We start from the raw sequence: 23,856 nt of genomic DNA, 5'->3' as shown, positions 1-23,856 counted from the left end.
GGGCGCATACTGTCGGCTCACCGGAGGAGAGGCCATGATGACAAGAAATCTGGCGGTACGCGTTGTGCTTGCACTAATGCTGCTTTGCGGCGCCGGGACGGCGGGGGCCGTACCGGGCAAGGTCGGCGTGGTGAGCTTCGAGAATTCTGGCGCCAAGGTGGCGCAGGCCGATTTCCTTTACGGCCTGGCGCAGCTGCATAATTTTGAGTACGCCTCCGCAGCGGAAGCTTTCCGCCGCGCGCAAAAAGCCGATCCCGGTTTCGCCATGGCTTACTGGGGCGAGGCGATGACATACAACCACCCGGTCTGGTTCCAGCAGGACCTGAACGCGGCCCGTGCGGCGTTGAGCCGTCTGGCTGCGACGCCTGAAGCGCGCCAGGCCAAGGCCCGCTCGGCGCGCGAGAAGGATTACTTGCACGCCGTTGAAATCCTGTACGGCGAAGGCAGCAAGCATGAACGCGACCGCCGTTATGCGCAGGCGATGGAAGCGCTGCATGCCAAATATCCGGCCGATGTCGATGCCACCTGTTTCTACGCGCTGGCGCTGCTGGGCACTTCGGACGCCGGCCGCCACATCCCGACTTATATGCGTTCCGCAGCGCTGATGCAGGAAGTGTTCGAACATCACCCTCAGCACCCCGGCGCCGCCCACTACCTGATTCACTCTGTCGACGATGCCGTGCACGCGCCGCTCGGCCTGCGCGCCGCCCAGGCCTACGGCAAGATCGCGCCGGAAGCCGACCACGCGCAGCATATGACCGCGCACATCTACCTCGCGCTGGGGATGTGGGAAGAAACCGTGCGCGCCAATGAGATTGCGCTGCAGGTTCGCCATAAACAAATGCTGGCCAAGGACCCCAAGGCCCGCGCACCGGCTTGCGGGCACTACATCATCTGGCTGTCTTACGCCAAAGTGCAGCAGGGCCGCATGGACGATGCGCGCGGCATCATCGAAAACTGCGCCGCACGGCTGCGCGCGGCGAACCTTGCGTCCGCAACGCCGGAGCAGCAACAGAACTTCGACAACAGTCTTATCGGCCTGGCTCAAATGCGCTCGCGCTATCTCATCGACGGCAATGACGCGCAAGATCCAATCGCGGAGCTGGCGCCGCTGGCGGCAAAGCAGAAGAAGGCAGCCCTGGTGTGGGCGGTGACGGATGCGTGGATGGTATTGCGCGCCGCGCCGGCGCAGGCCGGAGCAGCCGATGCTGCAGTCGCGCGGGCACGCGAAGCGGCCAGCGCCGCCAAGTCCTTCAAGCCAAGCGACGCTGAACTCGCGCCTGAACACGCACGCTACCGCATCCCCGGCATAGAAATGGCGATGCTGGATGGCCAGCTGGCGCTGCGCAAGGGCGAGCGCGAAGTCGCACTGGCACTGTTCCGGCAGGCGGCGCAGCAGGAGCAGGCGCTGGAGATGGACTTCGGCCCGCCGGTGCTGGTGCAGCCGGCCAGCGAGCGGTTGGGCGCTGCCTTGCTGGAAATGCAGCAGCCGGCCGATGCACGCAAGGCCTTCGAAGCGGCCAACGCGCTCGCACCAGGCCGCAGGTCAGTGCGCAACGGTCTGGCAACGCTGGACGCTATGCCCGCAGCCGCTCCAGCGACAAGCGTTGCAGGAACCAGGTAAGCAGAACGGCGGCGACGGTCAATCCGAGCACAAGCCCGATCCAGAACCCCGCCGCCGCCATTTCCTTCCACAGCCCAAGCAGGCAGCCCACCGGCAGGGCGAAGCCCCAGAACGCCATCAGCTGGATCAGCATCGGCTGGCGCGTCACCTTGTAGCCGCGAATTGCACAAGAAGCGGCCGCCTGCGTCGCATCCGACAGCTGGAACAGCGCCGCAAACAGCAGCAAGGTAGCGCAAGTCGCCTGCACCGCGCTGTCGTTGGTGTAAGCAGCTGCGATCTGATGCCGGAACAGGGCGATGAACGCCGCCGACACCACTGCAAAGGCCAGCGATATGCCCAAACCAACCCACGAGGCGACGCGCGCACGGTGGGCGTCGCCTTCGCCAATCGCCTGTCCGACGCGCGTCACCAAGGCGATACCCAGGCTAAGCGGCACCATGAACACCAGCGAAGAAAAGTTCAGCGCAATCTGGTGCGCCGACTGCTCGATCACGCCAAAGCGCGCCACCAGCAAAGCCACTGCGCCAAACGCGCTGACTTCCGCGAAATAGGTCACGCCAATCGGCAGGCCCAGATGCAGCATGCTGCGGATCTCCGGCCAGTGCGGCCATTCCCAATGCGTGAACGGATAGGTGGCGCGGTAAGCGGGCGAAATGCGCATCCACACCAGCATGGCGCCCAGCATCAGCCACATGCAGATACCGGTCGACACCGCGCAGCCCACGCCGCCCATGGCCGGCAGGCCGAAATGACCGAAAATCAGCAGCCAGTTCACCAATATATTGAAGGCCAGGCCGAGCAGGGCGATCACCATCACCGGCTTGGTCTGGTTGATGCTGGCGCTGTAGCCGTACAGCGCGCGGTAGCAGGCAAACGGCGGCAAACCGATGCTGATGATGTGCACGAACATGGACGCGCGCTGGTTCACTTCCTGCTCCAGCTGCAAATGGTCGAACAGGAGCGTGCACAGGTTGGCCATCAGGGCCGCAGCCAGGCCCACGCCCACGCCTTTCCACAGACCCTGGCGCACCAGGTGCGGAATGCGCTGATGGTTGCCGGCGCCCACCTCATGCGCCACCAGGGTATTCATCGCCATCATGGTGCCAACGACGGTCACGAGCACGATAGACCAGATGGCGGCCCCGGTCGACACTGCCGCCAGTTCGGAAGCGCGGGTATGTCCAGTCATCGCCACGTCCGCCACCGCCATGCCGACGGTAGCAAGTTGTCCGATCAACACCGGCCAGGCCAATTTCCACAATGCTGTTGCTTCTTTGCGTACGTTGGATGTCGAATTCGTGATCGGCATGTGACTGGTAGTAGGAATTTGTTACAAGGTAAGGTAGGCTAGCGGGCTTTGCGAAGCGTTAAAACGCTAAGAATGCCCGAACCACGGAGATTTTAGTTATGAAGAATACACTGACTGCCGCTTTCCTGCTTGCGGCAACCCTTATCGGCCAGGCCGCCTCGGCCGGCGAATTGCAGCTTTTCACGCGTGAAGGCTTCCGCGGCGAACGCGTGGTGATCGCCGACGGCGCCGCCAACAATTTCGTCGATTTCGGCTTCAACGACCGGGCCTCCAGCCTGATCGTGCGCTCCGGCACATGGGAACTTTGCGAGCACAAGAACTTCGGCGGCCAGTGCGCCGTCTTCGAGCGCGGCGAATACCCGGACCTGCGCCGCTTCAATAACGCCTTCTCCTCCGCCCGTGAAATCCAGGGGCACGGCGACAACCGTGGCCAGGGTTACGGCTATGGCCGCGACGAGCGCGAATATCGTGAAGGGCGCCGCGACGAACGTCGCGAAGAACGCCGTGAAGAGCGTTGGCGCGAAGAGCGTCGCGACGAGCGCCGCAACGACCGCGAACGCGGCGATGCTGTTGAGCTGTTCAACGACGTCGGCTTCCGTGGCCGCCACGTGACCATCAACAACGACATGAGCACCCTGCGCGATGTTGGCTTTAACGATAACGCCAACTCCCTGGTCATCAACTATGGCACCTGGGAAGTCTGCGAACACGCCGATTTCCGCGGCCAATGCCGCACCTACGGCCCAGGCCGCTACCAGGATCTGGGTGATTTCATCGACCGCATCTCGTCGATCCGCCGCGTACGCTGATCTTCAGCAGCGGCAGCATCACAAAAGCGCGCTTCCCAGCGCGCTTTTTATTTGGCCCGATGCGGCAGCAGGCTGGCATCAACCCACTCCCGCCCCCAAGCCTTTGCAAATTGCGCCGCCGATGGCGCCGATTCCCTGATGCAAAGGTTAGGGAAGGAGAACTCGTCCAGGTCCTCGCCGGCTTCGCGGGAAATGGTGACCTGGGCGATAAAACAGGTGTCGTTCCACCTGACAGGCTCACAGTCGAGCGTATAGCCCCGATACTTAATAGCGTTGTGGAATGCCATGACACCCTCCCGCGAGCTGCTGGTCTATTTCAACAGTATAGGGACTAAATCGATTTGAATTTTCCGCGAGATCTGCTTTGCACAACGCCACGGAAAAAGTACACTTGCTCAATTTCCAACAATCGAGTGAACGGCCAAGATTAATGAAGATTCTGTCGTTGAAATGCGTGAACTGTGGGGCGGGGCTCGAAGTAAAACAGGACATTAGCGACTTCGCTTGCGGCTATTGCGGGATCCAGCAACAGGTCGAACGCAGCGGCGGGATTGTCTCATTGCGGCGTGTAGAGGAAGCGCTGGATGACGTAAAGCTGGGCACAAATCGAGCAGCATCCGAGCTTGCCGTTGCCAGGCTACAAAGCGACATTGCAGGAATTTACGCACAAAGGGATAAAGCAGTGAAAGCACTGCAAGCGGCCGACCACAAGAACAACGTTTTCATTGGATGGTGCGCACTTTTCTTATTAGCCTTTTCCATGGGGATATTCGGCCCGGTGTGGGGGCTGCCAGTCTTGGTTGCCGGGGCCGTTTTTGGTTCGCGCTTCATCAAGTCCAAAACTCCAGAAATAAAGGCTGTCAAAGCAAATGCTGAAGCAATGGCCGAACCATTAAGGGCGCAGATAGCGCGTCATAAGGCGATCATCGACTCGTATGACTTCGGCATCCAGGAGTCGGCGCAACGCTGATTCCTAAGCCGCATCTTATGAATTCCTGATACCCTATCCTCTCCTTCAAAGAGAGGGTAGAGCGTGGAATACAAGGACTACTACGCAACGCTGGGAGTCGCCAAAACCGCCAGCGAAGACGAGATCAAGAAGGCATACCGCAAGCTGGTCCGCAAATATCACCCGGACGTCAGCAAGGAAGCCGATGCCGATGCCCGCACCAAGGAGCTGAACGAAGCTTATGGCGTGCTGGGCGATGCGGAAAAACGCGCCGCCTACGATTCGTTGGGCAGCGGCCAATACCGGGCTGGCCAGGAATTCCACCCGCCACCCGACTGGGGGGGAGGCTTCGAAGGCGGCAGTGCGGAGGATTTCTTCGCCGACCTGTTTGCCCATGTGGGCCGCCAGCGCGGCGGCCGCAGCCAAGGCTTCCGCATGCGCGGTGAAGATATCCACGCGGTGCTCGAAATTGGCCTGCAGGATGCCTACAGCGGCGCACAGCGCGAGATCTCACTAGGCCGCGAACGTAACCTCAAGGTCAGCATCCCGCAGGGCGTAACGGCCGGACAGCAGCTGCGCCTGAGCGGGCAGGGCCAACCCGGCATGAATGGCGCTGAGGCAGGCGACCTCTACCTCGAAATCGCTTTCCAGGCAGACGAGCGCTACCGGATTGAAGGCCGCGATGTCTACGAAAAAGTGGCAATCCCGCCTTGGTCCGCGGCGCTGGGCGGCGAGCGCGAAGTGGCCACGCCTTCCGGACGCGTGACTGTGACTGTGCCGCCCAATTCGCAGGGCGGCCGCAAGCTGCGCCTGAAGGGGCGCGGCATTCCCGCCTCCGGCAATGCCGCCACGGCGGGCGACCTGTACCTGATTCTGGAAATCTTCGCTCCGCCGGCCGATACGCCCGAGCGGCGCGCACTCTACGAACAAATGCAACGCGAAATGGGAGGATGAGCGATGCCCAAGGAAGAGATTGTTGAAGGCGTGCCGCTGGAACTCCAGGCGCTGACCCTGGATGAACTCGCGCGTGCCTGCGCCGTCGAGCCGGAGTGGGTAGTGCACCGTGTGCGGCGCGGCATCCTGATCGGCGCGGAAGGGACGACGGTCGAAACCCTGCAATTCACCAGCGTGGACCTGGGGAGGGCGCGTCGCCTGGCCCAGCTGGAAAGGGACTTCGATGCGGACGAAGACTTGGCGGCGCTGGTAGTGGATCTGTGCGACGAAGTTCGCCGCCTTAAAACCCGTCTGCGCGCCGCCGGAGTGGCTTAGCGTTGCTGGTCGCTGCCGCCGCGATTGCCGCGGTTGCCGCTTTCCTCATCCTGCAGGTCGTCGCGGCTGCCCTGGCGTTCGCCCTGGCCAACGTCGCTCTGCTTGTTGCCGCGCTCCTGGTCCGATTGCTTGTTGCCCTGCTGGCCGCCTTGCTGACGGTCGCCCTGGCCTGGCTGGTTGGCTTGGCCTGGCTGGTCAGCCTGGCCGGCTTGGTTGCGCCAATCATCCGACTTTTCGGTGTCCTTGCGTTGTGTCATGATCGCTCTCCTTTGTAATTGAAGCGAAGTCCATGCTAGGCCGATGCTGCAAGCGCGCCTGTAGGTGCACGCGCCGTTGGACTGTAGGAGACGTTAGAAAGCGTCGTCGGGCAAAGTGTGGTCGAGGCCGATGAACTTTTGACGCAGCCATTTGCCTGCCGGCCCCAGTTCATCATCGGCACGATGAATGACGAAGAGCGGATACTCGAGTTCGCTGCCTTCCTGAGCGTGCAGGCGCACCAGCCGGCCTTCCGACAGGTCGCGCATGACCATGTGCTCTGGCATATTGCCCCAGCCAAGGCCGCCCACCAGCAGGGCGTGTTTGGAGCTGACGTCGCCCAGCCGCCAGTCGCGCAAGCCCAGCACGCCGAAGTCGCGGCCCGCCGTTAAAGGGCTGCGGTCGGTCACCACCAGCTGCAAATGTTCGCGCAGCACGGCGCTCGGGATCGGCGTTTCCTCGCGCGCGAGCGGATGCAAGGGCGAGCACACCGGCATCATCTTCACGAAGCCGGCCGCGTGCCGTTCGAAGTTGACCGGCGCGGTTGCCGCCATGCCAGCCACGCCGAGCTGGCAGCGGCGGTCGGCCACCATCTGGGCCACGGCGCCCAGCGCTTCGGTATGCAGGCGCAGCGAAACGGTGGGGAACTCGCGCTGGAAATGCTCCAACGCGCGCACCAGGTGACAGGCGGGGAACATCACATCCACGACCACCGACAATTCCGCTTCCAGACCCATGCCCAATGCCTTGGCGCGCGAACGCATGCTGTCCACGCGGGTGGCCACGGCGCGCGCATCGGCCAGCAGGGCCTTGCCGGCTTCGGTCAGCGTGGGCTTGCGCGTGCTGCGGTCGAGCAGCTCGATATCGAGCTGTTCTTCCAGGTTGGCGATGGTGTAGCTGATCACCGACTGGGTACGGTGCAGGGCGCGTGCGGCGTGGGCGAAGCCGCCGTGGTCGACGACGGCGATAAACACGCGCAGCTGGTCAAGGGTGGGAAGGCCGGGGTCTCGCATGATCAATTAAATCGATAATTTCTATCGTGATAAAACCTATTTCATCGATATTAAACCCGATCTAAGATGGCCGCAATCACCAACCAATTCCAGGAGTAACAATATGGCAAGCGTCCTCTACATCAATAGCAGCGTGCGTAACGCAGGTTCCCTGTCCCGCCAGCTGTCGTCCGAATTCATCGCCAAGTGGAAGGCCGCCAACCCGGCCGACACCGTGGTTGAGCGCGACCTGGCCACCAAGCCGGTGCCGCACCTGACCGAAGAAATGATGGGCGCCTTCTTCACCCCGGCCGAGGCACGCAACGCCGAGCAAGCGCATATCGTGAAGGTCTCCGATACCCTGGTGGACGAACTGCTTGCCGCCGACGTGATCGTGATCGGCGCGCCAATGTACAACTTCTCCGTGCCGTCCTCGCTGAAGGCCTGGATCGACCACGTGGCCCGCGTTGGCCGCACCTTCCAGTACACCGCCAACGGCCCGGAAGGCCTGTTGAAGGGCAAGAAGGTCTATGTATTCACCGCCAGCGGCGGCGTTTACAGCGAAGGCGCAGCCGTGGCCTTCGACCACCTGACCACCTTCCTGCGCACAGTTCTTGGCTTCATCGGCCTGACCGATGTACAGTTCATCCGCGCAGAAGGCGTGGCGATGGGCGAGCAAGCCGTGGCCGATACCGTGGCCAAGGGCCGCAAGTCGATCGATGAACTGATCGCAGCGTAAAACCTTTCATTCCCCGAGTGGACTTGGCAGCACCGGCCCGCCGGCCGTGCTGCCTTTTTTTTCGTTTGCTATGATGGTGGGATGAAACGCCAATATCACCTGCTAATCATCGACCCGCAGAATGATTTCTGCGATTTGCCACCACCAGCAGCGCCGGCCTTGCCGGTACCGGGGGCCCACCAGGACATGCTGCGGCTCGCCAGCCTGATCGAACAGGGCGGAGCGGGACTCTCGGCCATTACCGTCACGCTCGACTCGCACCACCGCTACGACGTGGCGCATCCAACGTTCTGGCATACCGCCGACGGCTCTGCGCCCGGTCCGTTCACACAGATCTCCGCCGCCGATGTGCGCGCCGGCCGTTATAAGCCGCGCGATGCCGCCGCCTTGCCGCGCGTGCTGGCCTACCTCGACGCACTGGAAACCGCGGGCCGCTATCAACTGATGGTGTGGCCGGTGCACTGCGAAATCGGCAGCTGGGGCCACAATGTGCACGACGCCGTGCGCGCGGCGTACAACGCCTGGGAAGAGCAGCGCCACGCCGTTGTCGCAAAAGTCGGCAAGGGTTCCAATCCGTGGACCGAGCATTACTCCGCCGTGATGGCCGAAGTGCCCGATCCCGCCGACCCGGCCTCGCAGCTGAACCGCGAACTGATCGTAAGCCTGTCGCAAGCCGACACTATTGTCATCACCGGCGAAGCAGGCAGCCATTGTGTGAAAGCGACCACCGAGCATATCGCCGACCAGATCGACCCGCGCAAGCTGGTGCTGGTGACCGATTGCATGAGCCCTGTGTCCGGCTTCGAAGCGCAGTACCAGGAATTCGCGCAAGCGATGCAGCGCCGCGGCGCGCGCCTTGCCACGTCGGCCGAAGTGCTGGCGGAACTTCTGGCCAACGCGGAGGAATAAGCCATGGTCCCCGTCGTACGCAGCCTGCTTGAAACCGACCTGTATAAATTCACCATGTGGCAGGCCTTGCTGCATGGCCACCCGAATGCGCACGCCGAATATGAATTCGTCTGCCGCAACCAGACCGCCTTTCCGCTGTCGGAACTGAAGGAAGAAGTCGAAGCCCAGCTCGACCACCTGTGCAGCATGTCCTTCACCGAGGACGAACTGGCTTACCTGCGCTCCCTGCGCTACATCAAGAGCGACTTTGTCGACTTCCTTACGGTGTTCCGCTTCCAGCGCAAATTCATTGAAGTGCGCACGGAAGGCGATACCCTGTTGATCCACGCTGAGGGACCGCAGGTGCACGTGATGGCCTTCGAGATCTTCGTGCTCTACATCGTCAATGAGCTGTATTTCCGCCGCGCCGGTACGCCGGCAGCGCTTGAAGAGGGCCGCAAGCGCCTGGGCGAAAAGATCGCCCAGTTAAAGGCTTTCGGCAAAGAGCCCATGCTGCGCCACCCCTTCGATTTTTCCGACTTTGGCCTGCGCCGCCGCTTTTCGGCCGCATGGCACGATGAAGTCGTCGAGCGCCTGGCACGCGAGGTGCCGGAATTCTTCAAAGGCACGTCCAACGTCTACATCGCCAAAAAATTCGGCCTGATCCCGATCGGCACCATGGCCCATGAGTACATGCAGTCCTTCCAGGCCTTCGGCGTGCGGCTGCGCGACTTCCAGAGCGCGGCGCTGGAAGGCTGGGTGCAGGAATACCGGGGCGACCTGGGTATCGCCCTGACCGACGTGGTGGGCATGGACGCCTTCCTCAACGACTTCGACCTGTACTTCGCCAAGCTGTTCGACGGCTTGCGCCATGACTCGGGCGATCCGATCGTGTGGGGCGACAAGGCCATCGCGCACTACCAGTCCTTGCGCATCGACGCCAATACCAAGCGCCTGGTGTTCTCGGACGGGCTGGATTTCGACACCACCTTTCGCCTGTACCGCCACTTCGCCAACCGCATCATGGTGGGCTTCGGCATCGGCACGTGGCTGACCAACGATGTCGGCATCAAGCCGCTGAATATCGTGATGAAGCTGATTCGCCTGAACGGGCAATCGGTGGCCAAGCTGTCCGATTCGCCCGGCAAGACGCTGTGCAAGGACGAGACTTTCCTCGCCTACCTGCGGCAAGTGTTCGGCCATCACGCCTCCTGACGATGGAAGCGGTTGCGGTAGTCGCCCGGCGTCACACCAAGCCGGCGCACGAAGGCGCGCCGTAAACTGTTCTGGTCGTGGAAGCCGCTGCGCGCCGCCACCCGTTTTAACGGGCTGGCGCTTTCCTCCAGCAAGCGGCGCGCAGCATCCAGGCGCGCCGCTTCAACAAAATCGGCCGGCGTTTCGCCTGTGTCGCTCTTGAAGGCGCGCGAGAAATTGCGCACGCTCATGCCGGCTTGGGCTGCCAGCTGATCGACCGTCAGATCCTGCGCCAGGTTTTCCAGCACCCATTCCTGCACCTGGCGAATCGGGCCGCGCTGCGCGGTCTGCGCCGCAAGATGGGCGCTGAACTGCGCTTGCCCGCCGGGGCGCTTGATGAACATGACGAGCTCGCGCGCGACCGCAAGCGCCACAGGCCGGCCAAGGTCCTCTTCCACCATTGCCAGCGCCAGGTCCATGCCTGCGGTAACTCCGGCCGAGGTGTACAGCTTGCCGTCGCGCAGATGGATCTGGTCCTCTTCGACATGCACGCGTTCAAAGCGCCGCGCCAGGGCGGAGGAAATATTCCAGTGCGTTGTCACGCGCTTGCCGTCCAGCAGGCCGGCGTGAGCCAGCAGCCAGGCGCCGGAACAGACGGAGCCGAGCCGCCGCACAACGCCGGCCTGGCGCTGCATCCACTGCATCAGGCGCGGATTGGCGTCAAAGTCCTGTATCTCATGACTGCCTGTGACCAGCAAGGTATCGACTGCATGGTCCAGCGTGTCGATGGTTGCGGTGGGTTGGAACAGCATGCCATTGTCGGCGCGCACGGGACCGTCCTGCAATGCGACCAGGTCAAACTGGTAGGCATCGGGTTTGCCGGACTGGCGGGCGGCCTCGTGGAAGACATCCATTGGCCCCGCCACGTCCAGCAACTGCACGCCGGGGAAAACAAGTAGTGCGATACGCATGGTCAGCCTGCCAGGAGTTTGCCGGTGTAAAGCGAATATAAGGTACGCAGCAGCAGCACGGCAATGGCAACCGTCAGGAAGGCCAGCAGCACCCCGGCCAGCACCACGACTGCGGCGCTATCGGCAACGGCGGCATATTTCAGCGCAGCGTTCACCAGGGCGGCAATCGGGAAGCTGATGGCCCACCACGATGGAGCAAAGGGCACCGAGCGGCGAAACACAAGCGGGGCCAGCACCAGGAACATGAACAGGCCAAAGTAGAACAGCATGGCAGCAAACATGTCGATGTGCTGCGTGACGTTGACGTAGGCCAGGAAGCCGACTTCGAACGGGGCGATCATCACCATCAGCGAAGGGACCATGCCGGCCGGCAGCGGATCACCGTGCACCAGGCGGCTGAAGATCAGCACATAGAACACGATGGCGATTGCCGTGCCAATGCCAAGTGCCAGCATATTGACTTCATGGCTCCAGCCGCCGCCGGTAACGGCGATGTCGAGCGAGGCCACGCCGGGAATCAGCCAGGCCGGCACCACGTTGGCGGCGGTCACATTCCCCTTCATTACTCGCGACACCACTACGTAAGACAGCGCCAGCGTGGCGACTGCGCCCACGGTCCAGACCAGGTGCTGCAGCGCGGCGCTCCAGGGCGCCACCACGCTCGATAACAGCAAGATGGCGATCGTGATCGTGCCAACGAAGTTACCGGCGACCGGGTGCGAAAACTCGGCCTTCACCGCATCCGGAAAGGCGGCCCATTTGAGCAGGTAAGCAAAGGCCAGCAAGCCAAACACCAGCAGCGAGAGGATGCCGATGCCGTCGGCAATACGGCTGCTACTGCCGAACAGGTGGGCCGCACCGCGCCAGGCCAGGGCCAGGCCGGCAATGCCCATGACGGAGCCGAAAAGGCTGACGGGAAGGTTATTGATTGAGGCGCTGCTGGTGGGCAGGGCCTGGATGGTCGTCGTTTGCATGGTTTGCACCTGATGGATTAGCGATGAATCCATTATCGGACGGCAAGCTTTTGGCCGATAGTGCGCATTTACGTCAATTTCGGCCAACCCGGGACCAGGCTCGGCCAAAGCTCGTCCAGACCGGGTTGACCGGCCCGACAATGGCCGCCCTCACACAAAGAAAGGATGAGAAATGCCCTGGATGTTATTGACTGTCGCCGGCCTGTTGGAAATCGCGTTTGCGCTCGGCATGAAGTGGTCGCAAGGCTTCAGCAGGCCACTGTCCGGCGGTTTGACCGCGCTGGCCGGATTGGCCAGCGTCTACTTGCTGTCGTTAGCATTGCGCACCTTGCCGGTGGGGACGGCCTATGCCGTGTGGACCGGCATCGGCGCAGTTGGTACTGCGCTGGCGGGAGTGCTGTTCATGGGAGATTCAGCGACGCCTGCCAGGCTGGCCTGCGTGGCCGCCATTGTCGGCGGCGTGGCGGGATTAAGGATGGTGCAGAACTAGGCTTCCTGGCCTCCAAAGCGCGACATGATGCGGTCGGCTTGCTCGCGCTGGGCATCGTCGTCCACGTCCACTGAGAGCAGGGCGGCGGGGCGATCGGGCTTGTCTGTGTTGTCTACATCGTCCGGCGTCAGCGAGTCCATGATGTGCTGCACGGCGGAGGTGGTGGTAGACATCGGCCGTGCCTCATGCAGGTTCAGTTGCACGGCCGAATTGGCAAAGCCTTCGGCCAGCAGCGCGCTGCGTGCGCCTTCGGCATCCGCGATCTGACGGAAATTTCGGTAAATGGTATTGGGCATAATGGGTCTCCTGTTTGGCAAAATTGTCGCGCAAGGCGCAATGACGTGGCGCGCGCTTATTTCGCCTTGGCCTTGCGTGACGACCAGTGCAAGTGCACGATCAGCCAGCCGTCTCCATGCTGTTCCAGCACGGCAGTCTCCAGCCCAAAGGTGTGGACCTCGGCATTCTTGTAGCTGCCGCTGGTTTCCGTTTCGCGCATCACGATGGCGGTAGCGCCGTCGCGGCGTTCCTCCTGGCGCAGCAGGCGCGATTGTGTCGCGCGCTGGAATTCGATATCGCCGTCGAGATGGTGGGCTGCATATTCGTCGCGGCTATGTTCGGTATAGCCAGATTCAAATATCTGCACCTTGGGGCTGAGCAGGGCGAGCGCAGCATCGCGCTTGCCCGTTGCCAGTGCACGCTGGAAGGCGTCCATGGTTTCTGCGGGCGTCGCAGCGATCGCCGGCAGGCTGGCCGCAGCGAGCAGCAGGCAGGCGAGGCTTCGCATCAGAAGCCGCTGACGACGTTGGAGGTGTGCTCGACGCGCGGGGTGTTGGCGAAGTATTGGCCAACCATGCCGCGCCAGGTCTGGAAGTCTTCGCTGCCGCGGAAATCAACGGTATGGTTTTCCAGCGTTTCCCACACGATGACCAGCATATAGGTGTTGGCGCGCTCGATCACGCGTTCCAGTCGCATCGACTTGCAGCCTTTGGCGCGCTGGAACAGCGGCACGGCTTTCTGTACTGCGGCTTCAAAATCGGCGCCTTGGCCATCTTTAATCTCAAATTCCGCCAGCTCAAAAATCATCGGGACATTCCTTTCGCTTAGTAATGTCCCGATTTTAGCTCAGAAGCGGTAACGGGCTGTGACGCGGGCATTGCGCGGCGCGCCCGGCACGTTCAGCAGCTTGCTTGAACCGTGGCCGGATACGATGTATTCGCGGTCGAACAGGTTGTTCACGTTCAGCTGCACGTCCCAGGATGCGGCGCGGTAGGCCAGCATCGCATCGACCACGGTGTAGCCGGGCAGGGTGGTGGTGTTGCCCGGGTTGGCGAAGCGGTCACCCTGGTAGTTCACGCCGGCGCCGGTGAACCAGCCGCCGCCCAGAGCCTTGTTCAGCCACAGGTTAGCGCTGTATTTAGGTGTGAGCGTCGGACGCTTGCCCTGTACCTGCTGGCCGTCGTCGCGCGCGATGGACTTGATGATTTCCGCATCCAGCAGCGCCAGGCCGGAAGACACTTGCCAGCCTTGGCCCAGTTCACCGCCAAAGGTAAGTTCCAGGCCGTCGGTGCGCTGGGTGCCGATCGGGATCACGGTGTTGGTGACCGGGTCGGTGCTCTTGATGCCGGTGCGCTCAAGGCGGAACAGGGATGCGCCAATTGTGGCCAGGCCGTTGAACAGGTCCAGCTTTGCGCCGACTTCCTTGTTCGTGGTCTGTTCCGGCTCGATGGCGGCATTGCTGGCGGAGAGCGCAAAGGTTTCGCCGGAAGGCTGGAACGATTTGCTGAACGAGGCGTAGTAGGAGGCGCTGCTGTTTGGCTGGTACACCAGGCCTGCACGCGGGCTCCAGGCGCGGTCGGTGCGTTCAAGGTCCTTCTGGCCCACGCGGCGCTCGCGCGTCTCCTGGCTGAAATCATCGTAGCGCACGCCGGCCAGCAGCTTCCACTGCGGCGTCAGCGTCGCCAGGTCCTGCACGTAGACGCTCTTGTTCTTCAGGATGCCGAGGTTGTCGGTGCCTGGTGCTACGTTCGCCATCAGCTCCAGTACTGGCAGTACTGGATGGAACAGGTTGACCGTGGCGGCATTGGCTTTCGAACGGTTCACCTGGTCCTTGTCCTGCTTGCCGATCTCCAGGCCATACAGCAGCTGGTGCTGCGTGCCGAAGAATTCTGCGCGCTGGGTCAACTCGGTCTGGTTGAAATAGCCGTCCTCTTCGCGGCGCACATTGCCGTGGGTGAGCGAGACCGTTTGCGCCGCTTCATTCACGCTGCCCGGCATGGTGTTATTGCGGTTCAGCGAGTAGTCGTAGCGGCGGAAGGCATTGCGCAGCGACCAGTTGGCGTTGATGCGGTGATCCAGCGCCACTGCGAACGCTTTTACGCGAGACTGAGTGAAGTCGACGTCTTTGGCATTGGCTGCGCCGTAGTATGTGCCAGGGTCTACGTCGACCGGCAAGCCTTTATACGAAGGGATGCCGAAGTCGGTCAGGCGGCGGTCGGACAGGTATTCGCCCTGCACCAGCAGGGTGGTGTCGGCGCCCAGCTTCCACAGCAGGGAAGGGGACAGCGCCTCGCGCTTCAGGAATTGCTGGCTGCGGTAGCTGTCCGCATCTTCCTTGGCGCCCGTGATGCGGAAGGCCAGGCCGCTATCGGTCAGCTTGCGCGCCACGTCGAATTCGCCGCGCTTGCGGTTCCAGCTGCCGAAGGTCACGCTGGCTTCCGTGCGGTCGATGCCCGGCTTCTTGGTGATGCGGTTGATCATGCCGCCCGAGGAGCCGCGGCCGTAAAGTACGGAGGCCGGGCCCTTGATCACTTCCACTTGCTCGATATTGGACAGGTCGCGGAAATACAGCGCGTCGTCGCGCATGCCATCGATGAACTGGTCGGCGATCGCGGTGAAGCCGCGGATGGTGACCTGGTCACGCTGGCCGTCGCCGCTCGACAGGCCAACGCCCGGAATGCCCTTCAACACGTCCTCCATCGAGCTGGCGCCCTGGTCGCGCAGCAACTCCTGCGGCACCACGTTCACGGTTTGCGGCACATCGCGCAGCGGGGCGTCGATCTTGGTGGCGCTGGTGGCGGTGCTCGGGTTGTAGGCGGCTTCGCGGCCGGCGGTCACGGTGACGGTGGAGAGGGTGGTGTCTTCAGCAGGACTGGCGAATGCGGCGGCGTGGGGCAGGGCCAGCGCGACGGCGAGCGCCAGCGGGGAGCGGTTCAACTTCATCGGATTTTCCTAAAGTGACTACGTAATGAGAATTATTATCATTCGCATTATGCGTCACTTAGGAAAATTGTTCAACGGTAAAACTTATCCAGGATCAAGGATTTAGCGTTCGCTGCGCCGGACAGTGTCTGGGCCGGTTTGCCTGACTTCCCCCTGCCGGTATTGCGTGCCGGTCTGGAAACCGTGCTCGCGCTCACCTTCGTCAACGCAGCCCGACAGCAAATCGTCAGTGCGGCCAGCCTCATCGGCCGATTGCAGGTTGCCTTCTTGCGCTTGGGAGAGATTGCGGCGACCAGTGCAGCCGGCGCCCATGGTGCCGATGCTGCTGGTGCCATCGTGGGTTTGCTGCTCCAGGCTGCGTCCCTTGTTGAGTGTGGACATGATTGCCTCCTTGTAGCTAGGCCAATAGTCCATTCTAAGCCCGAAGGGAGGAAACCGCTAATACTCTATGTACTTGCGCAGAAGCAGGTTCAACAGAATAGCGTCCGGCAGCATGGTAGTAGAATGGAAGTAAAGGAGGCGACCATGAGAACCAATACGCGCCCGATCCATCCAGGCGAAGTCCTGCTGGAAGAGTTTATGGACCCGATGGGATTGACGACGAGTACGCTGGCCGGCGTGCTGCACCTTGAGGCCGAGTACCTGAGCGGCATCGTGCACCAACAAGGCAGGATCTCTCCCGCCACCGCGCAGCAGTTCGCCAGCTATTTCGATACGACACCGGAATTCTGGCTCGACCTGCAAGCGGCGTACGATTCACGCTCAATACGCACGCTGCATTGATTCGCTGCGGCGGTCGCTGGAATGCCAGGGCAGGGAAGCCACTGCCCGCACCTGCGTAGGAAAGCGTTCGGCGAACGAGTGGATCAGCATTTGTCCCACGCCGCAAATGGCGAGGTAGCTGTACGCCGCGCCCTGGTCGAAAGCCAGGGCAGTGCGCATGGCCATGTTGAATCGCTCCGCAGTGCCGCTATCGTGACGCCGTTCCTGGTGACTTCGCTGATCCACGTTGCCTCCCTGAGCTAGTGGATATGGTGGGCGTGAAGGTCGTCCCCGTCTGTGCGTCATGTCGCAGATTTGCGAAAAGTGACAATCGGAGAGGATCGATGTCGAGATGGGGAGCACAATGACCAGGTCTTCCCGATATCCCTCCACCGCGATATGGCGCGACTTGCACGCGTTGACCCACTTCATATGCCCGGAACAGGCGAGCTCCCGAGCGAGCGCCTTGCTCGGGCCGTGCCGCTTGCAGGCACGCCAGGTCAAGCATATGTCGAGCGGCGCGGCATTCCTTTGGCGCTGGCCGATCTGGCTGGCATGCGTTTCGATCCGGATTGGAATGGGCGCGCTGCTGTGCTGGTCGGCATGTATGGCCAGGACGACCTGCTGTTGTCGGTTCACGGCCGCTACTTGAACACGGTGCGCGGCCAAAACAAAATGCTGACGGTCGGGATGCCAGGCGGCATCGCCGGCGTCGGCATAAGCTGGCGTGCCGAGCCTCTGATTCTGGTGGAAGGCATATTCGATGCGCTATCCCTTGCCGCATGCGGTTGGGATGCCGCTGCCACCATCGGACGCTGGGCGCCCTGGTTGCCGCAGATTTGCTCCCGGCGCGTCGTGTGGCTGGCTTTTGACGCGAACGCACCCGGCGACCGGGAGGCGCACCACTTTGCGGAACGGCTTTCCATGGCAAACGCGCGGCGCTTGCTCCCCCCGGGCCGCTGCAAGGATTGGAACACCGCTCTTGTGAAGCAAGGTAGCGCCAAGGTGGTACGCTGGCTTCGATCCAACATTACTTAAGAATGTGGCCCCAAATGAGTGATAAGCCGAAGGTCGAAATCTATGTCAGCACGGACGTCGAGGTCGATGGCCCGATCCCCGGTCCGCACTCCATGCTGAGCTTTGCATCGGCTGCCTATCTGGCGGACAAGACCTTGCTTGGCACTTTTTCCGCCAATCTGGAACTCCTGCCAAATGCGGCCGGGCACCCCGACACGCTGAAATGGTGGAGCGAGCATCCCGAAGCCTGGCAGGCGTCGCGCACCAACTTGCAGCCCCCGGAGTCGGCTATGAAAGACTACGTCGCATGGCTGGAAGCGCTGCCCGGACTGCCGGTGTTCGTCGGCTATCCTGCGGCCTTCGATTTCATGTTCGTCTATTGGTACCTGATACGCTTTGCCGGTCACAGCCCGTTCAGCTTCTCGGCCCTCGACATGAAGACGATGGCCATGACGATGCTGCGCAAGGACTATCGTCGCAGCACCAAGAGCGCGATGCCCAAGCGATGGTTCGACGACTTGCCGCATACCCATGTGGCAGTTGACGACGCACTCGAGCAGGGCGCCTTGTTTTGCAATATGCTCAGGGAGAGCCGGAACGGACGGGGGTGATCATGAACCAGGATCTGCCATCAACGGTATGCTTCAGGGTCACGCGTTACTGCAATGCGCGCTGCGGCTTCTGCCTTGCGCCGCCCGATGGCGCGCACCCGCCGGCTGAAATGCTCAAGCGGCGCCTGTCCTGGCTGGAAGAGAAGGGCGTTCGCATCATCCATTTCTGCGGCGGCGAGCCGACCATTCATCCAGCGATGCCGGAGTTGCTGGCGCATGTGCATGCGCAGGGAAGCGGGTCGCGGCTCACGACCAATGGCATCGTCATGACGGAACCCTTGCTGCAAGCGCTGCAGGCCGCAGGCACGCGGGTCAAAGTGAGCATTCATGGAGATCGTGCGCACCACAATGCGATGGTCGGGCGCGCGGCCTTTGACCAGGCAACGGAACATCTTCGCGAGCTGATCGCTGCCGGTATCCCCACGTCGGTACAAACGACGGTGGTGGCGGGTAGTGAGTGGGTCCTGGACTGGATGGCCGATTTCTGTCTTTCGGAGAAGGTCCGAAAACTCAGCATCCTGCCGTTTATCCCACGCGGTAACGGCTATCGCACAAAAGGCGAGTATGGTCTGGCGCCTGAAGAACGGGCGCTTTTGCATAAGCAAGTCCTGCGCAAGCGGCGCGCGCTTCTTGGCCGCCTGGACGTGCGCTGGTTGGACTTTTCGGTCAAGCCGGTGCCAGTGGTCGAGGCTGATGGACGCGTTGTTCTCGAACGCGCCAGTGAAGCGATGGATACTTTGCTGTTTACCATTCCAGAGGAACCCACGCCAAGGAAGCGCATCCCCATTCGGGCGAATGCGGCGCCAGCCTTCGTCGGCGTGTGACTGGATTTAAGACTTACGGCCGTTGTCGATGCCGACCTTGCAGTTGGCCGCGACGCCGCCGTTGATCACAACGATCTCATTCTCAATCACCGTATAGAGTGCATTGTCGGCGCCCGCCAGCGCGCGCAGCTTTTGCGCAGCTTCGGTTTCGCACATTTGTTTGACGTCGGCGACTGTCTGTTCAGGTTTGCCAACATAGGAATGCGCAATCACACTAGCCGTCGCTTTCGGCTTCTTTTTGGCATCCATCTTTTCGGAAATCGACTGGTATGCACTCTTGCTGACATCGGCCGTATCCCGAACCACGTGGTCCAGATTGATGCTGAGGCAGCCGGTCAAAGCGAAGGGGAATACAAGAATGAGCGGCAGTTTAGGTAATTTCATTATTCCTATGAAGTACTGTTAGTTGCGATGCAGATTGTGCATTTTCCATGCAAAGTTAGCAAATTGCAACTATTGGCTTGCGCCTGCAGCCTCATCTTCTATGATGAGTAAGTACCTTCTCGAATGCGTGCCCGATGGAACCGCCAAAGCTGACGCTCGTGCCGCCGCTGCCCGACTTGCCCTGGGATGGATTAACGTCGCGGGTTTTTCCGGACGGGGGCGAAATCCGTGTGACTGAACACGGAATTATGTTGATCGAGCCTCGCGCGCGATACAAAATCAATCACTTGAAACTGGTCGTGTCCAACAAGCCGAAGAAAGAGCTATAGACGTTCGATTTGTCGATTGATCGCTTTGACGGCGCGCTCATTGCGTTCGCTATAGCGGTCGGTCAGATAATCGGTGCGGCCGCGCATCAGCAGGGTAAACTTGAACAGCTCCTCCATCACGTCAACAACGCGGTCGTAATACGCCGAAGGGCGCATGCGTCCCGCGTCATCGAATTCCTTGTAGGCCATCGGCACCGAAGACTGGTTGGGGATCGTGAACATGCGCATCCAGCGGCCCAGCAGGCGCAAGGTATTGACCACATTGAACGACTGGGAGCCGCCGCACACCTGCATCACCGCCAGCGTGCGGCCCTGGCTTGGGCGAACTGCGCCCTGTTCCAGCGGTATCCAGTCGATCTGGTTTTTCATGACGGCGGTGATTGCCCCGTGGCGCTCAGGGCTGCACCAGACCTGGCCTTCCGACCACAGGCACAACTCGCGCAACTCCACCACTTTCGGATGGGTCTCTGGAACGCTGCCGACCATCGGCAATTCCATCGGATCGAAGATTTTCACTTCGGCGCCGAATTGCTCAAGGATGCGCGCAGCCTCGTAGGTCAGGAAGCGGCTGAAGGAGCGCTCGCGCAAGGAGCCATACAGCATCAGGATGCGCGGCGGATGCGCCATGTCGCCTTGCGGCGCCAGCTTGTCGATGGTCGGAACGTCGAGAAGTTCGGCCTTGATGTTCGGAAGGTCAGGGATGCTCATTTTTCTAAAGAACCTGCAAAGTCGCCGGGGGCTACGGTGCCGCCGACAGTTGCATCGGCGGGTGGCGCTGGATACAGCCAGCAGAAAAGGGCAGTCGCCGCGGCCATTCCCGCCAACTGGGCAACAATGAAGCCCGGTGCATCGACAGGGCGGATGCCGGCGAACGTATTGCTCGCCGCACGCGCCAGGGTCACAGCTGGATTCGCAAAGGAAGTCGAGGACGTGAACCAGTAGGCCGAAGTGATGTAGGCCGCCACTGCAAAAGGTGTAATCGCCGGACGGCTGCGCGAGCAGCCAATAATCACGCCGATCAGGCCAAAGGTGGCGACAAACTCGCTCCACCACTGCGCAGGACCGGAACGGACATGCTCGGATGCGAAGAACAGAGGCTCGCCGAACATGCCATGTGCGGCTGCGACGCCTGCAAAGGCGCCAGCGACTTGAACGGCAATGTAGGGCAGCACTTCCGCCGCAGGCACATTGCGCTGCCATGCTTCCGACAGCGTCACCGCGGGATTGAAGTGCGCGCCGGAGATGGTGCCGAACATGAGGATCAGGGCAACCAGGCCGGCGCCGGTGGCGATCGTATTCGCCAGCAGGGCGATGGCTACATTACCGCCCGACAGGCGCTCGGCCATGATGCCGGAACCAACCACCACGGCCAGCAGGATGGCCGTGCCGAGAGCTTCGGCGGTGAGACGTCGGGACAGGGTCATGGCAACACCGTACCGATGCGTTCCAACTCCGCCTTCATACGCGCCGGATCCATTGTCAGTTCTTCCAGCGGCAGCGCGAAGAATGTCTCGATGCGGTGGCGCAGGATGCGATAGGCCTTCATAAATGCCGCGTCGATTTCCTCGTCGGTGCCGGTAGCGTGGGCTGGGTCCTCGACGCCCCAGTGGGCACGCATGACCGGACCAAGGTAAGCCGGGCAGGTTTCGCCGGCGGCGCTGCCGCAGACGGTGATGACGATGTCCGGCGTGACCGGCAGCTTGTCCCACGACTTGCTGTGGTAGCCCGCAGTCGAAATGCCTTCGCGCTCCAGCAGCGCCAGCGAGCGAGGGTGGACGTAACCGGCAGGCTTGCTGCCTGCGCTGATGGCGTGCCAGCCAGCGGGGGCCAGGTGGTTGAAGGTGGCTTCGCCCAGGATGGAGCGGCAGGAGTTGCCGGTGCAGAGAATCAGTACGTTCATGGCTTGCAGGATTTGAAGTTGGAGGATGGTGTGCAGCTTTGGCCGGCGCAGCAGTTATCGGTCAGATAGGAGAGCACCTCGTTCATGGTGTCGAAGTTGGCGCTGTAGTAGATGAATCGGCCTTCCTGGCGGGACTCGATCAGCCCTGCATTGGTCAGCTCTTTCAGGTGGAACGACAGCGAGGACGGCGCCACGTCCAATTCTTCGGCGATCTTGCTAGCAGCAAGCCCCTGTGGTCCCGTTTGAACCAGCAACCGGAAAGCACTGAGGCGCGATTCCTGGGCCAGCGCCGCCAGCGCGGCAATGACAGCTTTGGTTTCCATGCGTATTGCCCCATCAGTTTTCATCGTTGGCCGGATTATGGCATATTAATACGATATTTCGAATAATATCGAAATAATTTGACAGCTTGATGACGCGATCTATGGCCACCATGAACGTTTGGTCTTCACTTCATCGAGGTGCTGGTCCAGCACCGTGGCCGTATCCACGATCAGGCTGGCCGTTTTGGTGAAGAAGGCTTGTGGGATATGCTCGAAAGTATCGCCCGGGTGGTGGTAGTCGGAATGGTCTTCCACGCCGAAGAAGAGGAAGGGAATGCCTGCGTCATGGAAAGGCGCTTGGTCGGAACTATCGGTCCAGTTGTCGCCGTGGGCAAAAAAGGAGTCGTGCCCGTATTTGAGTGAGACGCTGCTGCGCGCTGCAGCCAGTTGCAACAGCGGCTTGAAGTCGGAGCGCTTGCTGGTGCCCGCGACATAAATCTCGTTTTTATCACTGCGGCTGACCATGTCCAGGTTCAGGTTCATTACCACCTGGGCTTTCGGGACGGGCAGCGCGCCGACAAAATATTTTGAGCCTTTCATGCCCCGTTCCTCGGCGTCGAAGGCGACGAACAGAATCGAATGGGCGGGCGGATGCGCCTTGAACCAGGCTGCGACTGCCAGCATCGTCGCTACGCCGGAAGCGTTGTCGTCAGCGCCTGGATAAAGCCTGCCTTTTTGCCAGCCCAAATGGTCGTAGTGCGCGCTAATCACGAGGTAGCTTTTGGGTGAGCGCGTACCGGGGATATATCCCATCAAGTTGACGCCGGTTTCAGTATTCCTCCAAAACCTGCGCTTGAACGTGAAAGCCTGTTCGTAACCGGAGGCGAAAGCCTTGATGCCGACGGCCTCGAAGCGCTTGCGCAGGTAAGCGCGAGCTTTCTGGCTGCCTTCCGTGCCCGTTTCGCGGCCGGCGAAATCGGTCGACGCGAGTATGCGCACATCCTCCATCAGCTGCTTCTGGTCCGGTACGGTCGCCTGCGCCATAGCGCCGCTGGCGACGAAGAGTAAGCTAAGAATGTAGGTTTTCAATTGGCAATTGCAGGTGGAATTGGCGCTGATGATAACCGAATTGTCCGAGACCATTGCAAGAAAAGCATTGCCCTCCAACTCTGCGCAAACGAACAAAGAAAATGGGCCCCAAGCTTGCGCTTGGAGCCCATTTTCTTTGTTCGGTGGTGGCGGCACGATAAATCATCAGGTTCCTGTGGAACATAGGAAAGCCCAATCCCTATTGGTGCGCCACCATGGTATGGTGGCAGTCTCATGCAAATCTTGTTTTCGCCAAGTGACTAGCGCGAAGAAATAAGGAGATAGGCATGCCTCTAGATTTCAAAGATAGACGGACGCTCGTTAATTTGACGGAAGCCATCGATGAGGCGCTTGATCTTGCGGACGAGTGCGGCTGGCGGTACGCATTGGCCTATCTCATTAGTGAGAACGTGCCTTCTGAAATTATCCAGCGATTATTGTCGGGTGGCGGACGTTCGCGCCAGTCATTAAAAAACAGCCCTCCAACTTTTCAGGCCGAAGCATACGGCTGGAAAGGGCGCGATATGGAAGCGATGGGAATGCTGTTTGATTCCTTGCGAGAGCGCCGATTTGAAGAGCCCTGCGCATCAAACCAAACGCCGGTGCCGTCGCGCTCCAGCTTTCGTTCAGGCGATGACGACTGACAATTAACGCGAGTAGACGAAGCCAACCTGTGCGACAAGACAATTTCGTGCGTGTCATACTTCTAAGCAGCAAGGAGGTGACCATGTCCGAAAAAATCACCAGCTATCGCCGATTGGATCGTGTAACCGCTGACCGAGTCCAATACGGCCTGTCCCTGCTATATCTCGCAGGCGCCGCAGAAGCCCGTCAGTTCATGACTCTTAATGGGATTTCTGATCTGATTATTGAAAGAGTGCTCTCTGCTAAATACGTTCGAGGAGCTAAAAGTCCTGTTCGCATCATCGTCAATTCGCGACGCGCAGCAAAGTTGCGTGAGAGCTGATGGCGTTACCTTGCTGAGGTTGGTCAAC

33 protein-coding genes are annotated in these 23,856 nt (G+C 61.1%); 15 read left to right on the top strand and 18 right to left on the bottom strand.

From position 1 onward, the window contains the following. Positions 1 to 34: 34 nt before the first annotated feature. Positions 35 to 1,624 (top strand): hypothetical protein, encoded by a 1,590-nt coding sequence (locus tag AC1RTP_RS21840; RefSeq protein ID WP_498610400.1) that lies wholly within the window; start codon positions 35 to 37, stop codon positions 1,622 to 1,624. On the opposite strand, the gene AC1RTP_RS21835 is transcribed toward AC1RTP_RS21840, so the two are convergent. Next, positions 1,578 to 2,933: an MATE family efflux transporter gene (locus AC1RTP_RS21835; RefSeq protein ID WP_498610398.1), complete on the bottom strand. Its 1,356-nt coding sequence runs from the start codon at positions 2,931 to 2,933 to the stop codon at positions 1,578 to 1,580. The genes AC1RTP_RS21840 and AC1RTP_RS21835 overlap by 47 nt on opposite strands. A 98-nt stretch (positions 2,934 to 3,031) precedes the next feature. Here AC1RTP_RS21835 and AC1RTP_RS21830 point away from each other — a divergent pair, with 98 nt between their 5' ends. After that, complete coding sequence (locus AC1RTP_RS21830) at positions 3,032 to 3,742, top strand: beta/gamma crystallin-related protein (protein ID WP_498610396.1); 711 nt, start codon at positions 3,032 to 3,034, stop codon at positions 3,740 to 3,742. A 47-nt stretch (positions 3,743 to 3,789) separates the two neighbouring features. Here AC1RTP_RS21830 and AC1RTP_RS21825 read toward each other — a convergent pair whose 3' ends face one another. Further along, entirely contained in the window at positions 3,790 to 4,029 is a 240-nt protein-coding gene (locus AC1RTP_RS21825; protein ID WP_498610453.1) for a hypothetical protein, read from the bottom strand. 143 nt (positions 4,030 to 4,172) lie between these two features. Between AC1RTP_RS21825 and AC1RTP_RS21820 the strand changes: the two genes are divergently transcribed. The 3 genes from AC1RTP_RS21820 to AC1RTP_RS21810 all read left to right on the top strand — a co-directional run bounded on the left by AC1RTP_RS21820 (position 4,173) and on the right by AC1RTP_RS21810 (position 5,960). After that, positions 4,173 to 4,712: a hypothetical protein gene (locus AC1RTP_RS21820; protein WP_498610394.1), complete on the top strand. Its 540-nt coding sequence runs from the start codon at positions 4,173 to 4,175 to the stop codon at positions 4,710 to 4,712. Between the two features lie 63 nt (positions 4,713 to 4,775). Then, positions 4,776 to 5,645 carry a DnaJ C-terminal domain-containing protein gene (locus AC1RTP_RS21815; protein WP_498610393.1) on the top strand — a complete coding sequence of 290 codons (870 nt, stop codon included), beginning with the start codon at positions 4,776 to 4,778 and terminating at the stop codon, positions 5,643 to 5,645. A 3-nt stretch (positions 5,646 to 5,648) separates the two neighbouring features. After that, positions 5,649 to 5,960, top strand: a complete 312-nt coding sequence (locus AC1RTP_RS21810) for a chaperone modulator CbpM (protein WP_498610391.1) — start codon at positions 5,649 to 5,651, stop codon at positions 5,958 to 5,960. On the opposite strand, the gene AC1RTP_RS21805 is transcribed toward AC1RTP_RS21810, so the two are convergent. Both AC1RTP_RS21805 and AC1RTP_RS21800 read right to left on the bottom strand, forming a co-directional pair. Next, positions 5,957 to 6,217: a hypothetical protein gene (locus tag AC1RTP_RS21805; protein WP_498610389.1), complete on the bottom strand. Its 261-nt coding sequence runs from the start codon at positions 6,215 to 6,217 to the stop codon at positions 5,957 to 5,959. The genes AC1RTP_RS21810 and AC1RTP_RS21805 overlap by 4 nt on opposite strands. Positions 6,218 to 6,310: 93 nt before the next feature. Then, positions 6,311 to 7,228 carry a LysR family transcriptional regulator gene (locus tag AC1RTP_RS21800; RefSeq protein ID WP_498610387.1) on the bottom strand — a complete coding sequence of 306 codons (918 nt, stop codon included), beginning with the start codon at positions 7,226 to 7,228 and terminating at the stop codon, positions 6,311 to 6,313. 103 nt (positions 7,229 to 7,331) lie between these two features. Here AC1RTP_RS21800 and AC1RTP_RS21795 point away from each other — a divergent pair, with 103 nt between their 5' ends. From AC1RTP_RS21795 to pncB, 3 genes are all read left to right on the top strand, one after another. Next, complete coding sequence (locus AC1RTP_RS21795; RefSeq protein WP_498610385.1) at positions 7,332 to 7,946, top strand: FMN-dependent NADH-azoreductase; 615 nt, start codon at positions 7,332 to 7,334, stop codon at positions 7,944 to 7,946. 81 nt (positions 7,947 to 8,027) lie between these two features. Next, positions 8,028 to 8,855 (top strand): cysteine hydrolase family protein, encoded by an 828-nt coding sequence (locus AC1RTP_RS21790; RefSeq protein WP_498610383.1) that lies wholly within the window; start codon positions 8,028 to 8,030, stop codon positions 8,853 to 8,855. Between the two features lie 3 nt (positions 8,856 to 8,858). Next, the gene (pncB, locus tag AC1RTP_RS21785) at positions 8,859 to 10,049 is read left to right on the top strand and encodes a nicotinate phosphoribosyltransferase (RefSeq protein WP_498610381.1); all 1,191 of its coding nucleotides are present in this window, start codon (positions 8,859 to 8,861) and stop codon (positions 10,047 to 10,049) included. On the opposite strand, the gene AC1RTP_RS21780 is transcribed toward pncB, so the two are convergent. Beyond that, the gene (locus AC1RTP_RS21780) at positions 10,037 to 10,999 is read right to left on the bottom strand and encodes a GlxA family transcriptional regulator (protein ID WP_498610379.1); all 963 of its coding nucleotides are present in this window, start codon (positions 10,997 to 10,999) and stop codon (positions 10,037 to 10,039) included. The genes pncB and AC1RTP_RS21780 overlap by 13 nt on opposite strands. Before the next feature lie 2 nt (positions 11,000 to 11,001). Continuing rightward, a complete protein-coding gene (locus tag AC1RTP_RS21775) occupies positions 11,002 to 11,973 on the bottom strand; it encodes an SLAC1 anion channel family protein (protein ID WP_498610378.1) in 972 nt (323 codons plus the stop codon). Between the two features lie 172 nt (positions 11,974 to 12,145). Between AC1RTP_RS21775 and AC1RTP_RS21770 the strand changes: the two genes are divergently transcribed. Then, positions 12,146 to 12,463, top strand: a complete 318-nt coding sequence (locus AC1RTP_RS21770) for a DMT family transporter (RefSeq protein ID WP_498610376.1) — start codon at positions 12,146 to 12,148, stop codon at positions 12,461 to 12,463. Here AC1RTP_RS21770 and AC1RTP_RS21765 read toward each other — a convergent pair. The 5 genes from AC1RTP_RS21765 to AC1RTP_RS21745 form a co-directional block, all read right to left on the bottom strand. Beyond that, positions 12,460 to 12,759 (bottom strand): hypothetical protein, encoded by a 300-nt coding sequence (locus AC1RTP_RS21765; RefSeq protein ID WP_498610374.1) that lies wholly within the window; start codon positions 12,757 to 12,759, stop codon positions 12,460 to 12,462. The two genes, AC1RTP_RS21770 and AC1RTP_RS21765, sit on opposite strands and share 4 nt — an antisense overlap. Positions 12,760 to 12,815: 56 nt before the next feature. Continuing rightward, entirely contained in the window at positions 12,816 to 13,247 is a 432-nt protein-coding gene (locus AC1RTP_RS21760; RefSeq protein ID WP_498610372.1) for a nuclear transport factor 2 family protein, read from the bottom strand. Then, complete coding sequence (locus AC1RTP_RS21755; protein WP_498610370.1) at positions 13,247 to 13,546, bottom strand: antibiotic biosynthesis monooxygenase family protein; 300 nt, start codon at positions 13,544 to 13,546, stop codon at positions 13,247 to 13,249. Before AC1RTP_RS21755 ends, AC1RTP_RS21760 begins: the two co-directional genes overlap by 1 nt. Positions 13,547 to 13,585: 39 nt before the next feature. Further along, positions 13,586 to 15,682: a TonB-dependent receptor gene (locus AC1RTP_RS21750; protein ID WP_498610368.1), complete on the bottom strand. Its 2,097-nt coding sequence runs from the start codon at positions 15,680 to 15,682 to the stop codon at positions 13,586 to 13,588. 102 nt (positions 15,683 to 15,784) lie between these two features. Further along, positions 15,785 to 16,063 (bottom strand): hypothetical protein, encoded by a 279-nt coding sequence (locus AC1RTP_RS21745; RefSeq protein ID WP_498610366.1) that lies wholly within the window; start codon positions 16,061 to 16,063, stop codon positions 15,785 to 15,787. Between the two features lie 144 nt (positions 16,064 to 16,207). On the opposite strand from AC1RTP_RS21745, the gene AC1RTP_RS21740 reads away from it, so the two are divergent. Further along, entirely contained in the window at positions 16,208 to 16,465 is a 258-nt protein-coding gene (locus AC1RTP_RS21740; RefSeq protein ID WP_498610364.1) for a HigA family addiction module antitoxin, read from the top strand. Here the strand turns inward: AC1RTP_RS21740 and AC1RTP_RS21735 are convergent. Next, positions 16,445 to 16,690, bottom strand: a complete 246-nt coding sequence (locus AC1RTP_RS21735) for a hypothetical protein (RefSeq protein WP_498610363.1) — start codon at positions 16,688 to 16,690, stop codon at positions 16,445 to 16,447. The two genes, AC1RTP_RS21740 and AC1RTP_RS21735, sit on opposite strands and share 21 nt — an antisense overlap. A 231-nt stretch (positions 16,691 to 16,921) precedes the next feature. On the opposite strand from AC1RTP_RS21735, the gene AC1RTP_RS21730 reads away from it, so the two are divergent. Genes AC1RTP_RS21730 through AC1RTP_RS21720 form a run of 3 tightly spaced genes read left to right on the top strand, consistent with a single transcriptional unit; the run spans position 16,922 to position 18,896 of the window. After that, positions 16,922 to 17,482, top strand: coding sequence for a toprim domain-containing protein (locus AC1RTP_RS21730; protein WP_498610361.1), 561 nt, complete (start codon positions 16,922 to 16,924; stop codon positions 17,480 to 17,482). 14 nt (positions 17,483 to 17,496) lie between these two features. After that, on the top strand, positions 17,497 to 18,072 hold the full coding sequence (locus tag AC1RTP_RS21725) for an exonuclease (protein WP_498610360.1): 576 nt from the start codon (positions 17,497 to 17,499) through the stop codon (positions 18,070 to 18,072). A gap of 2 nt (positions 18,073 to 18,074) precedes the next feature. Further along, complete coding sequence (locus AC1RTP_RS21720; protein ID WP_498610358.1) at positions 18,075 to 18,896, top strand: radical SAM protein; 822 nt, start codon at positions 18,075 to 18,077, stop codon at positions 18,894 to 18,896. A 6-nt stretch (positions 18,897 to 18,902) separates the two neighbouring features. Here AC1RTP_RS21720 and AC1RTP_RS21715 read toward each other — a convergent pair whose 3' ends face one another. The 6 genes from AC1RTP_RS21715 to AC1RTP_RS21690 all read right to left on the bottom strand — a co-directional run bounded on the left by AC1RTP_RS21715 (position 18,903) and on the right by AC1RTP_RS21690 (position 22,861). Continuing rightward, complete coding sequence (locus AC1RTP_RS21715) at positions 18,903 to 19,280, bottom strand: hypothetical protein (protein ID WP_498610356.1); 378 nt, start codon at positions 19,278 to 19,280, stop codon at positions 18,903 to 18,905. Positions 19,281 to 19,603: 323 nt separating this feature from the next. Next, on the bottom strand, positions 19,604 to 20,317 hold the full coding sequence (gene arsH, locus AC1RTP_RS21710; protein ID WP_498610354.1) for an arsenical resistance protein ArsH: 714 nt from the start codon (positions 20,315 to 20,317) through the stop codon (positions 19,604 to 19,606). Next, complete coding sequence (locus AC1RTP_RS21705; protein WP_498610352.1) at positions 20,314 to 21,033, bottom strand: aquaporin; 720 nt, start codon at positions 21,031 to 21,033, stop codon at positions 20,314 to 20,316. Before AC1RTP_RS21705 ends, arsH begins: the two co-directional genes overlap by 4 nt. Further along, positions 21,030 to 21,509 (bottom strand): arsenate reductase ArsC, encoded by a 480-nt coding sequence (locus AC1RTP_RS21700; protein WP_498610350.1) that lies wholly within the window; start codon positions 21,507 to 21,509, stop codon positions 21,030 to 21,032. Before AC1RTP_RS21700 ends, AC1RTP_RS21705 begins: the two co-directional genes overlap by 4 nt. Then, positions 21,506 to 21,832, bottom strand: a complete 327-nt coding sequence (locus tag AC1RTP_RS21695) for an ArsR/SmtB family transcription factor (RefSeq protein ID WP_498610348.1) — start codon at positions 21,830 to 21,832, stop codon at positions 21,506 to 21,508. The genes AC1RTP_RS21700 and AC1RTP_RS21695 overlap by 4 nt, the downstream gene beginning before the upstream one ends. A gap of 99 nt (positions 21,833 to 21,931) precedes the next feature. Continuing rightward, complete coding sequence (locus AC1RTP_RS21690) at positions 21,932 to 22,861, bottom strand: M20/M25/M40 family metallo-hydrolase (protein WP_498610346.1); 930 nt, start codon at positions 22,859 to 22,861, stop codon at positions 21,932 to 21,934. Between the two features lie 287 nt (positions 22,862 to 23,148). Here AC1RTP_RS21690 and AC1RTP_RS21685 point away from each other — a divergent pair, with 287 nt between their 5' ends. Next, positions 23,149 to 23,505, top strand: a complete 357-nt coding sequence (locus AC1RTP_RS21685) for a hypothetical protein (RefSeq protein WP_498610344.1) — start codon at positions 23,149 to 23,151, stop codon at positions 23,503 to 23,505. Between the two features lie 83 nt (positions 23,506 to 23,588). Further along, positions 23,589 to 23,828, top strand: coding sequence for a hypothetical protein (locus tag AC1RTP_RS21680; RefSeq protein ID WP_498610342.1), 240 nt, complete (start codon positions 23,589 to 23,591; stop codon positions 23,826 to 23,828). Positions 23,829 to 23,856: the final 28 nt, after the last annotated feature.

This window comes from Pseudoduganella sp. GW821-FHT11H04 (assembly GCF_058807935.1).
This window is presented reverse-complemented; position numbering and strand designations above follow the sequence as displayed.